Annotated in this window: 11 protein-coding genes; 10 read left to right on the top strand and 1 reads right to left on the bottom strand. The window is 38.8% G+C overall.

Annotation, left to right across the window (positions count from 1 at the left end; all coding sequences use genetic code 11):
* Positions 1 to 24: 24 nt before the first annotated feature.
* From QZ114_RS07815 to ezrA, 3 genes are all read left to right on the top strand, one after another.
* Positions 25 to 588, top strand: coding sequence for an HAD family hydrolase (locus QZ114_RS07815; protein WP_295501760.1), 564 nt, complete (start codon positions 25 to 27; stop codon positions 586 to 588).
* 14 nt (positions 589 to 602) lie between these two features.
* Positions 603 to 2,549 carry a DNA topoisomerase (ATP-hydrolyzing) subunit B gene (gene gyrB, locus QZ114_RS07810; RefSeq protein ID WP_295501758.1) on the top strand — a complete coding sequence of 649 codons (1,947 nt, stop codon included), beginning with the start codon at positions 603 to 605 and terminating at the stop codon, positions 2,547 to 2,549.
* A gap of 81 nt (positions 2,550 to 2,630) precedes the next feature.
* Positions 2,631 to 4,358: a septation ring formation regulator EzrA gene (gene ezrA / locus QZ114_RS07805; RefSeq protein WP_295501756.1), complete on the top strand. Its 1,728-nt coding sequence runs from the start codon at positions 2,631 to 2,633 to the stop codon at positions 4,356 to 4,358.
* Positions 4,359 to 4,767: 409 nt separating this feature from the next.
* Here ezrA and gdhA read toward each other — a convergent pair whose 3' ends face one another.
* Entirely contained in the window at positions 4,768 to 6,114 is a 1,347-nt protein-coding gene (gene gdhA, locus QZ114_RS07800) for an NADP-specific glutamate dehydrogenase (protein ID WP_295501754.1), read from the bottom strand.
* 228 nt (positions 6,115 to 6,342) lie between these two features.
* On the opposite strand from gdhA, the gene QZ114_RS07795 reads away from it, so the two are divergent.
* The 7 genes from QZ114_RS07795 (at position 6,343) to QZ114_RS07765 (ending at position 12,936) form a co-directional block, all read left to right on the top strand.
* Positions 6,343 to 7,278 carry a dihydroorotate oxidase gene (locus QZ114_RS07795; RefSeq protein WP_295501752.1) on the top strand — a complete coding sequence of 312 codons (936 nt, stop codon included), beginning with the start codon at positions 6,343 to 6,345 and terminating at the stop codon, positions 7,276 to 7,278.
* A gap of 32 nt (positions 7,279 to 7,310) precedes the next feature.
* A complete protein-coding gene (gene holA, locus QZ114_RS07790; RefSeq protein ID WP_295501750.1) occupies positions 7,311 to 8,348 on the top strand; it encodes a DNA polymerase III subunit delta in 1,038 nt (345 codons plus the stop codon).
* A gap of 166 nt (positions 8,349 to 8,514) precedes the next feature.
* Positions 8,515 to 9,120, top strand: coding sequence for a superoxide dismutase SodA (gene sodA, locus QZ114_RS07785; RefSeq protein WP_295501748.1), 606 nt, complete (start codon positions 8,515 to 8,517; stop codon positions 9,118 to 9,120).
* Positions 9,121 to 9,275: 155 nt separating this feature from the next.
* Positions 9,276 to 9,806, top strand: a complete 531-nt coding sequence (locus tag QZ114_RS07780; protein WP_295501746.1) for a YutD family protein — start codon at positions 9,276 to 9,278, stop codon at positions 9,804 to 9,806.
* A 20-nt stretch (positions 9,807 to 9,826) separates the two neighbouring features.
* On the top strand, positions 9,827 to 10,912 hold the full coding sequence (gene rlmN, locus QZ114_RS07775; protein ID WP_295501744.1) for a 23S rRNA (adenine(2503)-C(2))-methyltransferase RlmN: 1,086 nt from the start codon (positions 9,827 to 9,829) through the stop codon (positions 10,910 to 10,912).
* Positions 10,912 to 11,385 carry a VanZ family protein gene (locus tag QZ114_RS07770; protein ID WP_295501743.1) on the top strand — a complete coding sequence of 158 codons (474 nt, stop codon included), beginning with the start codon at positions 10,912 to 10,914 and terminating at the stop codon, positions 11,383 to 11,385. The genes rlmN and QZ114_RS07770 overlap by 1 nt, the downstream gene beginning before the upstream one ends.
* A 9-nt stretch (positions 11,386 to 11,394) precedes the next feature.
* Positions 11,395 to 12,936 carry an ABC-F family ATP-binding cassette domain-containing protein gene (locus QZ114_RS07765; protein WP_295501741.1) on the top strand — a complete coding sequence of 514 codons (1,542 nt, stop codon included), beginning with the start codon at positions 11,395 to 11,397 and terminating at the stop codon, positions 12,934 to 12,936.
* The last annotated feature ends 98 nt before the right edge of the window (positions 12,937 to 13,034 follow it).

Below are 13,034 nucleotides of genomic sequence, written 5' to 3'. Positions count from 1 at the left end.
CAAAAAAATGCTATAATGAAAGCTATGAAATATCACGATTACATATGGGATTTAGGTGGAACGTTACTGGATAATTATGAGACATCTACAGCTGCTTTTGTAGAAACATTAGCAGAGTATGGAATTGTCCAAGATCATGATAGTGTGTATCAAGCTTTAAAAGTTTCTACTGACTTTGCAATTGTAACATTTGCTCCCAATTTAGAGCGTTTTTTAGAGAAATATAAGGAAAACGAGGCCATCGAGCTTGAACATCCTATCTTGTTTGATGGTGTATCAGCTTTGTTGGAAGATATTTCAAAACAAGGTGGTCGTCATTTTTTGGTTTCTCATAGAGATAATCAAGTGCTGGACATTTTGAAGAAAACAAAGATTGCTAGCTATTTTACAGAAGTGGTGACATCAAGTTCAGGATTTAAGAGAAAACCTAATCCTGAGTCCATGCTTTATTTGAAGAATAAATATAACATAGATTCTGGTCTTGTTATTGGAGATCGATTAATCGACGTAGAAGCAGGACAGGCAGCTGGTTTAGATACTCATTTGTTTGAGAGTATCGTGAAATTAAGACAAGTATTAGACATATAAGAAAAAGGAATAAGATGACAGAAGAAATCAAAAATCTGCAGGCACAGGATTATGATGCCAGTCAAATTCAAGTTTTAGAAGGCTTAGAGGCTGTTCGTATGCGTCCAGGGATGTATATTGGTTCAACTTCAAAAGAAGGGCTTCACCATCTAGTCTGGGAAATTGTTGATAACTCAATTGACGAGGCCTTGGCAGGATTTGCCAACCATATTCAAGTCTTTATTGAACTAGATAACTCTATTACTGTTGTTGATGATGGACGTGGTATTCCTGTTGATATCCAGGAAAAAACAGGTCGACCTGCCGTTGAAACCGTATTTACTGTTCTTCACGCAGGAGGAAAATTTGGCGGCGGTGGTTACAAGGTTTCAGGTGGACTTCACGGAGTAGGTTCGTCCGTAGTAAATGCTCTGTCCACTCAATTAGACGTTCATGTCCACAAAAACGGTAAGATTCATTACCAAGAATACCGTCGTGGTCATGTTGTTGCTGATCTTGAGGTGATTGGAGATACGGATAGAACGGGAACAACAGTTCACTTTACACCGGATCCAGAAATCTTCACTGAAACGACAACTTTTGACTTTGATAAATTAAATAAACGGATTCAAGAATTGGCCTTTTTAAATCGAGGACTGCAAATCTCTATTACTGATAAGCGTGAAGGTCTTGAACAGACCAAGCGTTACCATTATGAGGGTGGGATTGCTAGTTACGTTGAATATATCAACGAAAACAAGGATGTTGTTTTTGAGACACCTATCTATACAGATGGTGAAATGGAAGACATTACCGTTGAAGTGGCCATGCAGTACACCACAGGCTATCATGAGAATGTCATGAGTTTCGCCAATAATATTCATACCCATGAAGGTGGAACGCATGAACAAGGTTTCCGTACAGCCTTGACACGTGTTATCAATGATTATGCTCGTAAAAATAAGTTACTGAAAGACAATGAAGACAACTTAACAGGAGAAGATGTCCGTGAAGGTTTGACAGCTGTTATCTCAGTTAAACACCCAAATCCACAGTTTGAAGGACAAACCAAAACCAAGCTAGGTAATAGTGAAGTTGTAAAGATTACCAACCGCCTCTTCAGTGATGCCTTTTCTGATTTCCTCATGGAAAATCCTCAAATTGCAAAACGTATTGTTGAGAAAGGGATTGTCGCTGCCAAGGCTCGTGTAGCTGCTAAACGTGCTCGTGAAGTGACTCGCAAGAAGTCGGGCTTGGAAATTTCTAATCTTCCAGGGAAACTAGCAGATTGTTCTTCAAATAATCCTGCTGAAACAGAACTTTTCATCGTTGAGGGAGATTCAGCTGGTGGCTCAGCAAAATCTGGACGAAATCGTGAATTTCAAGCTATCTTGCCAATTCGTGGTAAAATATTGAATGTTGAAAAAGCTACCATGGATAAGATTCTTGCTAACGAAGAAATTCGTAGCCTCTTTACAGCTATGGGAACAGGGTTCGGTGCAGAATTTGATGTAAGTAAAGCCCGATACCAAAAACTTGTTTTGATGACAGATGCTGATGTCGATGGTGCTCATATCCGTACTCTCTTACTGACCCTGATTTATCGCTATATGAAACCGATCCTGGAAGCAGGTTATGTCTATATTGCTCAACCACCAATTTATGGTGTGAAGGTGGGAAGTGAAATCAAAGAATACATCCAACCAGGAGCAGATCAAGAAATTAAACTCCAAGAAGCTCTAGCACGTTATAGTGAAGGGCGTTCAAAGCCAACTATCCAACGATATAAAGGTCTTGGTGAAATGGATGACCATCAGTTGTGGGAAACAACTATGGATCCAGAACATCGTTTAATGGCGCGAGTTTCGGTAGATGATGCTGCTGAAGCAGATAAAATCTTTGATATGTTAATGGGGGATCGTGTTGAACCTCGTCGTGAATTTATCGAAGAAAATGCTGTCTATAGTACATTGGATATCTAAAAAATAGGGCGAAGTAGTTCCCTTGGTCTAAAAAATATGATATAATCATTACGATTGTTTCAAGTGAAAAAGGAGTTTAATATGTCTGGTAATCTGGTAATATATCTTATAATTGCAGTTGCAATTCTTTTGCTTATTTCATATGTTGTAGCTATCTATGTAAAAAAACGTAATGAAAGCAAACTAGCCATTTTAGAAGAGAAAAAAGAAGAGCTCTACAATCTTCCAGTAAATGATGAAGTTGAAGCTGTAAAAAACATGCATTTGATTGGGCAGAGCCAAGTGGCCTTCCGTGAATGGAATCAAAAATGGGTTGATCTGTCACTCAATTCTTTTGCTGATATCGAGAATAACCTTTTCGAAGCAGAAGGATACAATAATTCATTCCGATTTTTCAAGGCAAGTCATCAAATCGATCAGATAGAGAGTCAAATTACATTAATTGAAGAGGATATAGCCTCTATTCGAAATGCTTTAGCAGATTTAGAGAAACAAGAGGCTAAAAATAGTGGTCGTGTTCTTCATACTTTGGATTTATTTGAAGAACTTCAGCATCGGGTTGCGGATCATTCAGAAGAGTATGGACAAGGTTTATCTGAGATTGAAAAACAATTGGAGAATATTCAATCAGAGTTTTCTCAATTTGTGACTTTGAATTCTTCTGGAGATCCAGTTGAAGCAGCTGTCATTTTGGATAATGTTGAAAATCATATTTTAGCTTTGACTCATATTGTTGATCGTATGCCAGCAATTGTAACAACATTGTCTAAAGACTTGCCTGACCAATTGGAAGATCTAGAAGATGGTTATCGTAAACTTTTGGATGCAAATTATCATTTTGTTGAGACTGATATTGAGGCTCGTTTCCAATTGCTTTATGAAGCCTTGAAGAAAAATAATGAAAACATTGCTCAATTAGAACTAGACAATGCTGAATACGAAAATACCCAAGTGCAAGAAGAAATTAATTCCCTCTATGATATCTTTACAAGGGAAATTGCTGCACAGAAAGTGGTAGAAGGTTTAGTAGCAACACTTCCTACTTATTTTAAACATATGAAGGAAAATAATGCTTTATTAATCAAAGATATTGAGCGTTTAAATAAGAACTATTTGCTTTCTGAATCTGATGAAAGTCATGTTAGTCGTTTACAGAGAGAATTAGAGAGCTTTGAACTAGCTATTGAAGAAGCGACTTCAAATCAAGATGAGCCAACTCAAGCTTATTCGATTATTGAAGAAAACCTTGAATCTTTACAGGAAAAACTGAAAGAAATAGAAGATGAACAAATTTCAATAAGTGAGCGCCTTGCTCGTATTGAAAAAGATGACTATAATGCTCGCCAAAAAGCAACTATTTATGCTAATCGTCTTCATACCATTAAGAGATACATGGAAAAACGAAATTTACCTGGTATTCCACAGTCTTTCTTGAAGTTGTTCTTTACAGCAAGCAATAATACCGAAGATTTAATGGCTGAATTAGATCATAAATTGGTTAATATTGAAGCAGTTACTCGTATTCTCGAAATTGTAACGAATAATATGGAAACACTGGAAACTGAGACATATAATATTGTCCAATATGCGACATTGACAGAACAATTACTACAGTATTCTAACCGTTATCGCTCATTTGATGAACGAATCCAGGAAGCCTTTAATGAAGCTCTAGCTATTTTTGAAACAGATTTTGATTACCGTGCTTCATTTGATAAGATTTCGGAAGCACTGGAAGTTGCAGAACCTGGCGTTTCTAAGCGTTTTGTAAGCTCATATGAGAAAACCCGTGAGGCTATCCATTTTTAAATGAAACAAATTTTAACTAATAAAGTAGTTGGCAAGATCTTATTCTAGCTGAAGAAGATCTAAGGATTTGAGAGGACGAAGGTGTCCTCTCTTTTTTGTGTTCAAGTAAGGAAAATAGGTTTCGTATTATTCAGGCTCTATACTATTATTAGTGAGTAAAAGCTCTACTCATAGTATGGAGTCTATTTTTTGTAGAAGAAGTATGATAACATTTATAATGAAATGCAATAACATCGATATGTGATAACAAAATTCCTTTGGTTTTCGAAACTTTGCAATTTTAAAAAACGTATTTTCATCGCTTTGAACATAAAAAAAAGAAAGGACAAGATTTATCCTTTCTTGATTTTAGCTTTTTTTCAACCAACTACAGTTGAAAAAGCATCTTTTTGTAACTGTCTTTATAATTTTAAACAATACCTTGTGCAATCATAGCGTTTGCTACATTTTCAAAGGCAGCAATGTTAGCTCCTGCTAGGTAGTCTTTATCAAGACCATATGTTTCTGAAGTTGTTTTAGCTGTGTTGAAGATGTTTGTCATGATGTCTTTGAGACGTCCATCAACTTCTTCACGAGTCCATGAGAGGCGAAGACTGTTTTGGCTCATTTCAAGGGCTGAAACAGCTACACCACCAGCGTTGGCAGCTTTGGCAGGTCCGTAGAAGATACCATTTTCTTTGTAAACTTTGATGGCATCAAGGTCGCTTGGCATGTTGGCACCTTCAGATACACAGATAACGCCTTGAGCAACCAAACGTTTCGCTGCTTCACCGTTGATTTCGTTTTGAGTCGCACATGGAAGAGCGATGTCATAGTTTCCAGCGTAAGTCCATACAGAACCTTCATGATAAGTAGCAGTTGCTTTCTCAGCAGCATACTCAGTCAGACGAGCACGACGTTTTTCTTTAACATCAACCAAAAGATCGAAGTCGATACCATTTTCATCGATGACATAGCCGTTTGAGTCAGATACAGAGATGACAGTCGCACCGATCTCAGTCGCTTTTTGAAGAGCGTATTGGGCAACATTACCAGAACCTGAAACAACCACTTTCTTACCAGCAAAGCTATTACCGTTAGCTTTAAGCATTTCTTCAGTATAGTAAACCAAACCGTAACCAGTTGCTTCTGGACGAATCAAGCTACCACCAAATCCAAGAGGTTTACCAGTCAAGACACCAGCATCAAATTGGTTAAGACGCTTGTATTGACCGTAAAGGTAACCAATTTCGCGTCCACCTACACCGATATCACCAGCAGGCACGTCAAGTGATGGTCCGATGTATTTTTGCAATTCAGTCATGAAGCTTTGGCAGAAGCGCATTACTTCAGCATCTGTTTTACCCTTAGGATCGAAGTCTGATCCACCTTTACCTCCACCAATTGGAAGTCCAGTCAAGACGTTTTTGAAGATTTGTTCAAATCCGAGGAATTTCAAAATCCCTTGGTTAACAGTTGGGTGGAAACGAAGTCCGCCTTTGTATGGTCCAACAGCTGAGTTGAATTGAACACGGTAACCACGGTTTACTTGAACTTTTCCATCACGGTCAACCCAAGGCACACGGAAAGAAATCACGCGCTCTGGTTCAGTAATACGTGCCAAGATATTTTCTTCGATATACTCAGGGTGTTTTTCAAATACAGGTTCCAAAGTGTTGAAAAATTCTTCAACAGCTTGGAGGAATTCAGCCTCGTGCCCGTTACGAGCTTTTACAGTTTCAAACACGCTTTGGATATATTCTTTAGCAGATGTCATATGGTTCTCCTTTTATTGTCATATTTTATTACATGAGTCATTATAGCAGAATTTTTTTTAACTGTAAAGAGAAAAACAAAAATTTTCTAAAAATTCTATCAATTTAGTTCCAGATTTTTCTTTAATTCATAAAATACGAACCTTTTTCTTTGACATATCTTTCTCAGAGAGGAAATCTGAAAATGTGGTATAATATTAGCAATAAAAGGAATCTGGAGGATTAGAATCATGGTATCAACAAAAACAAAAATTGCTGGTTTTGAGTTTAACAATTGCTTGATGAATGCAGCAGGTGTGGCTTGTATGACGATAGAGGAGTTAGAAGGGGTTAAAAACTCAGCGGCAGGAACCTTTGTCACTAAGACAGCGACCTTGGACTTCCGTCAGGGAAATCCTGAGCCACGCTACCAAGATGTTCCACTTGGTTCTATCAACTCTATGGGCTTGCCAAATAATGGCTTAGACTATTATTTGGACTATCTTTTGGATTTGCAGGAAAAAGAGCCAAACCGAACTTTCTTCTTATCTCTAGTCGGCATGTCTCCGGACGAAACCCATACTATCTTGAAAAAAGTCCAAGAGAGTGATTTTCGTGGTCTGACTGAGCTAAACCTTTCCTGTCCAAATGTTCCAGGTAAACCTCAGATTGCCTATGATTTTGAGACAACAGACCGTATTTTGGCAGAGGTGTTTGCCTACTTCACCAAACCTCTTGGAATTAAATTGCCACCTTATTTTGACATTGTTCACTTTGACCAAGCGGCAGCTATTTTTAACAAGTATCCGCTTAAGTTTGTCAACTGTGTTAACTCTATCGGAAACGGCCTTTATATAGAAGATGAGTCTGTCGTTATCCGTCCTAAAAATGGTTTCGGTGGTATTGGTGGAGAGTATATCAAACCGACTGCTCTTGCTAATGTTCATGCCTTCTATCAACGCTTAAACCCTCAAATCCAAATTATCGGTACAGGAGGAGTGCTGACTGGTCGTGATGCCTTTGAACATATCCTCTGTGGAGCCAGTATGGTGCAGGTAGGAACCACCCTTCACAAAGAAGGTGTCGGTGCTTTTGAACGCATTACTAATGAACTGAAAGCAATCATGGCGGAAAAAGGGTACGAAAGCCTAGAAGATTTCCGTGGGAAATTGCGCTATATCGATTAAATGAACTAAAAAGTCAGAAGAAAGGAGAAAAGATGCTAGCCATTGAAGAAAGTCAGAAGTTGACTTTATCAAATTTACCGAGTCTGAGCCTTTTTACAGGGACAGATCAGGGTCAGTTTGAAGTTATGAAGAGACAAGTGTTGAAACAGATTGGTTATGATTCTGCTGACCTCAACTTTGCCTATTTTGATATGAAAGAAGCAGCTTATAGGGACTTGGAATTAGAGCTGGTTAGTCTTCCTTTCTTTGCAGATGAAAAAATTGTGATTTTAGATCATTTTGTCGATATAACGACTGCTAAGAAACGTTTTTTGACGGAAGATGAACTCAAGTCTTTTGAAGAATATTTGGAGAATCCTTCGCCAACAACCAAGTTGTTGATATTTGCAGAAGGAAAACTAGATAGCAAAAGACGGTTGGTCAAATTACTTAAGCGTGATGCCAAGATTTTTGATGCAGTAGAAGCCAAAGAACAAGAACTGCGCCAGTATTTTCAAAAGTGGAGTCAGAAACAAGGCTTGCAGTTTACCAATCATTCTTTTGAAAATCTTCTCGTCAAGTCGGGGTTTCAATTTAGCGAAATTCAGAAGAACCTGCTCTTTTTGCAGTCTTATAAATCTGATGGGGTTATTGAGGAAGAAGATATTATCCAAGCTATTCCCAAGACCCTACAAGACAATATCTTTGATCTAACTCAGTTTATTCTAACCAAAAAGATGGATCAGGCGCGCGACTTGATTAGAGACTTGACCTTGCAAGGTGAAGATGAAATCAAACTGATTGCAGTCATGCTAGGACAATTTCGGACTTTTACTCAGGTGAAAATTTTGGCGGAGTCTGGTCAAACAGAAGCCCAGATTGCAAGTAGTCTAGGTAGTTATCTGGGACGCAATCCCAATCCCTATCAAATCAAGTTTGCCTTGAGAGATTCACGAGGACTTTCTTTGAGCTTTTTGAAGCAAGCTATTTCTTATTTGATTGAGACAGACTATCAGATTAAGACAGGTCTTTATGAAAAAGGTTTCCTTTTTGAAAAAGCACTCTTGCAGATTGCTAGTCAGGTCAATTGATTATAAGTTTGAAACTACAACCCGCGTCAAGATTATCTTGTCGTGGGTTTCTTGCTTATTTTATTAGAAAGTATCTCAGTGATTTCCTTATCTATAAGCAAAAAACTTGAAAAAAGTGAATGTTTACGTTATCATTTTCATATAGAAAGAAAAAGAGGTATTACAGATGGCTATTATCTTACCAGAACTTCCATATGCATACGACGCTTTGGAACCATACATCGATGCTGAAACAATGCATTTGCACCACGACAAACACCATCAAACTTATGTCAACAATGCTAATGCAGCTCTTGAAAAACATCCTGAAATCGGAGAAGATCTTGAAGCTTTACTTGCAGATGTTAATTCTATCCCAGCAGATATCCGTCAAGCGCTTATCAACAACGGTGGTGGCCACTTGAACCACGCTCTTTTCTGGGAATTAATGACTCCAGAAAAAACAGCTCCTTCAGCAGAACTTGCAGCAGCAATCGATGCAACATTTGGTTCATTTGAAGAATTCCAAGCAGCTTTCACTGCGGCAGCAACAACTCGCTTCGGTTCTGGATGGGCATGGTTGGTTGTCAATAAAGAAGGTAAACTTGAAGTTACCTCAACGGCTAACCAAGATACTCCAATCTCAGAAGGTAAAACACCAATCTTAGGTTTGGATGTTTGGGAACATGCTTACTATGTGAAATACCGTAATGTTCGTCCTGATTATATCAAAGCTTTCTTCTCAGTTATTAACTGGAACAAAGTAGATGAACTCTATGCAGCAGCTAAATAATGATAGTTGGAGGGAAGAATGATTCTTCTCTTTTTAAGGTTATCAAACAGATGTCTGACTAAATCGTCAGACTTTTTTCATTTTCATAAGAAACGTGCTAACTTGCAGAATTTATGGTAGAATAGGTGGTAAGTAATCGTGGAAAAAGGATAAGTATGCGAAAAGAAATTGCACCTGAATTATACAACTATAACAAGTTTCCTGGCCCAGAGTTCCATCTATATGGGGACAAGGTTGAAACAGAAGGGATAGGTTTTACCTTGGTTGAAAATATCAAGGACGCTTTTGATGTAACAGCTTTTAATCAGCGTTTTTCAGAAGTTTTAACCAAATTTGATTATATCGTGGGAGATTGGAGTAATGAACAACTTCGTCTCCGAGGTTTTTACAAGGATGAACGAACGGAAGAAAAACTCGAAAAAATCAGTCGTCTACAGGATTATCTCTTGGAATATTGTAGTTATGGTTGTGCCTATTTTGTTTTATTAAATGAGACACCTAAGAGGGCTACATTTGACAAAAAAATGCGTAAGAAGGAAGAAGAAAGTCCTTCAAAAAACGCTAAAAAAGCTATTCAAAACAAAAGAAAACCCAATGCAGATAAGAAAAATAAACGTCGCCATAAAAACCAGCATTCTCAGATTGAGGACAAGGGTCAGCGTCATTTTGTTATTCGACAGAAGTGAATGGAATATAAGGAGAGAAAATGAAACCGTCTATTTATAGTTTAACGCGCCAAGCCATGCAGGAATGGGTGCTCGAGCAAGGTGAAAAGAAATTCCGAGCAGATCAAATTTGGGAATGGCTCTACCGTAAACGTGTCCAGTCATTTGAAGAAATGACCAACCTTTCCAAGGATATGATTGCTAAACTAAATGATCAGTTTATGGTTAACCCTTTGAAACAACGTATTGTTCAAGAATCTGCTGACGGGACGGTTAAATATCTTTTTGAATTACCAGATGGTATGTTGATTGAGACGGTGCTTATGCGCCAGCATTATGGCTTGTCTGTCTGTGTAACAACTCAGGTCGGCTGTAATATTGGTTGTACCTTCTGTGCTTCTGGATTGATTAAGAAACAACGTGACCTCAATAACGGTGAAATCGTAGCGCAAATCATGCTGGTTCAGAAATATTTTGATGAGCGTGGTCAGGATGAGCGCGTCAGCCATATCGTTGTCATGGGAATCGGTGAACCATTTGATAACTACAATAATGTCTTGAATTTCGTCCGTACCATCAATGATGACAAGGGGATGGCAATCGGTGCTCGACATATTACAGTTTCAACATCTGGTTTGGCTCACAAGATCCGTGATTTTGCTAATGAAGGTGTTCAGGTCAATCTTGCCGTTTCTCTTCATGCACCTAACAATGAACTTCGTTCAAGTATTATGAAGATTAACCGTGCCTTTCCGATTGAAAAACTCTTCGCCGCTATCGAGTACTATATTGAAACAACTAATCGCCGTGTAACCTTTGAGTATATCATGCTCAATGAAGTCAATGATGGTGTAGAACAGGCTCTTGAGTTGGCTGAATTGCTCAAAAATATCAAGAAATTGTCTTATGTTAACTTGATACCTTATAACCCAGTCAGTGAGCATGACCAATATAGCCGTAGTCCTAAGGAGCGCGTCATGGCCTTCTACGATACACTTAAGAAAAAAGGGGTCAACTGTGTTGTTCGTCAAGAACATGGTACAGATATTGATGCAGCTTGTGGACAATTGCGCTCTAATACAATGAAACGTGACCGCCAGAAAGCAGTCGCAGCAGTCAATCCTTAATGATGAAGAAAACTTATAATCATGTTTTGGTTTGGGGAGTTATTTTCTATAGCATTTGTATTATCTATTTTTGCTTTACTCCTCAAGAACATTCTCCTGCGGGAGTGGAAACTCCAGGTATTCAGCATCTTGGACGCCTGGTTTTTCTTTTGACTCCTTTCAATTCTCTCTGGAAACTGGACCAAGTGAGTGATGTGGGGCAATTATGTTGGATATTTTTACAAAATATCCTCAATGTCTTCTTGCTCTTTCCTCTGATGTTCCAACTCCTTTATCTTTTTCCAAACCTGCGGAAGACAAAAAAGGTTCTTCTTTTTAGCTTTCTACTGAGTCTTGGAATTGAGTGTACGCAGTTAGTCTTGGACTTTTTCTTTGATTTTAATCGCGTCTTTGAGATTGATGATTTGTGGACCAATACCTTGGGTGGCTATCTAGCTTGGCTCCTTTATAAACAATTACATAAAAACAAATAAGGAATTAAAATGAGTATTTTAGAAGTTAAAAATCTGAGTCACGGTTTTGGTGACCGTGCAATTTTTGAAGATGTGTCTTTCCGTCTCCTCAAGGGAGAACATATCGGTCTGGTCGGGGCCAATGGTGAAGGAAAATCAACCTTTATGAGTATTGTAACTGGTAAGATGTTGCCAGATGAAGGGAAGGTTGAGTGGTCCAAATATGTGACTGCTGGTTATTTGGATCAGCACTCTGTCCTTGCTGAAGGGCAATCTGTTCGTGATGTGCTTCGCACAGCCTTTGATGAGCTTTTCAAAGCAGAAGCCCGCATCAATGATCTTTATATGGAAATGGCTGAAGACGGAGCAGATGTCGATGCTCTTATGGAAGAAGTTGGCGAACTTCAAGATCGTTTAGAGAGTCGTGATTTCTATACCTTGGATGCTAAGATTGATGAAGTAGCGCGTGCCCTTGGTGTCATGGACTTTGGCATGGATACGGATGTAACCTCTTTGTCAGGTGGACAAAGAACCAAGGTGCTTTTGGCTAAACTCCTCCTTGAAAAGCCGGATATCTTGCTGTTGGACGAGCCGACCAACTACTTGGATGCTGAGCATATTGACTGGCTCAAACGCTATCTCCAAAACTATGAGAATGCCTTTGTCCTCATTTCACACGATATTCCATTCCTCAATGACGTTATCAATATCGTCTATCATGTGGAAAATCAACAGCTGACGCGTTATTCTGGTGACTACTACCAGTTCCAAGAAGTTTATGCCATGAAAAAATCACAGCTGGAGGCAGCCTACGAACGTCAGCAGAAAGAAATTGCAGACCTCAAAGACTTTGTAGCTCGTAATAAAGCGCGTGTTGCAACACGAAATATGGCCATGTCCCGTCAGAAGAAATTGGATAAGATGGATATTATCGAACTGCAAAGTGAGAAACCAAAACCATCCTTTGATTTCAAATCAGCTCGTACACCAGGGCGCTTTATCTTCCAAGCCAAGGATTTGCAGATTGGTTACGACCGTCCACTTACCAATCCCTTAAACCTTACCTTTGAACGCAATCAAAAGGTTGCCATTATTGGAGCCAACGGTATTGGGAAAACAACTCTCTTGAAGAGTCTCTTGGGCATTATTCCACCAATTGCTGGGGAAGTTGAACGAGGTGATTACCTAGAACTCGGTTACTTTGAACAGGAAGTAGAAGGTGGTAATCGCCAAACTCCTCTTGAAGCTGTTTGGAATGCCTTTCCTGCACTTAATCAAGCAGAAGTCCGTGCAGCCCTTGCTCGTTGTGGTTTGACAACCAAGCATATCGAAAGCCAGATTCAAGTTTTATCAGGTGGGGAGCAAGCCAAGGTACGTTTCTGTCTCTTGATGAATCGAGAAAATAATGTTTTGGTACTAGACGAGCCAACCAACCACTTGGATGTGGATGCCAAGGATGAACTAAAACGAGCCCTAAAAGAGTATAAAGGATCCATTCTCATGGTCTGTCACGAGCCAGACTTTTATGAAGGCTGGATGGACCAAATCTGGGACTTTAATAATTTGACGTAAAATTAGGTTTAAAAATACAGTATCGAAAGATTTTGTAGCTAGAAGTTTAATTGTAAAATGATGTCATGGATTGAGTTTTGTATAGAGCAGAGCTCAAT

The organism is uncultured Streptococcus sp., from assembly GCF_901875575.1.
Taxonomy (GTDB): Bacteria; Bacillota; Bacilli; order Lactobacillales; family Streptococcaceae; genus Streptococcus.
This window is presented reverse-complemented; position numbering and strand designations above follow the sequence as displayed.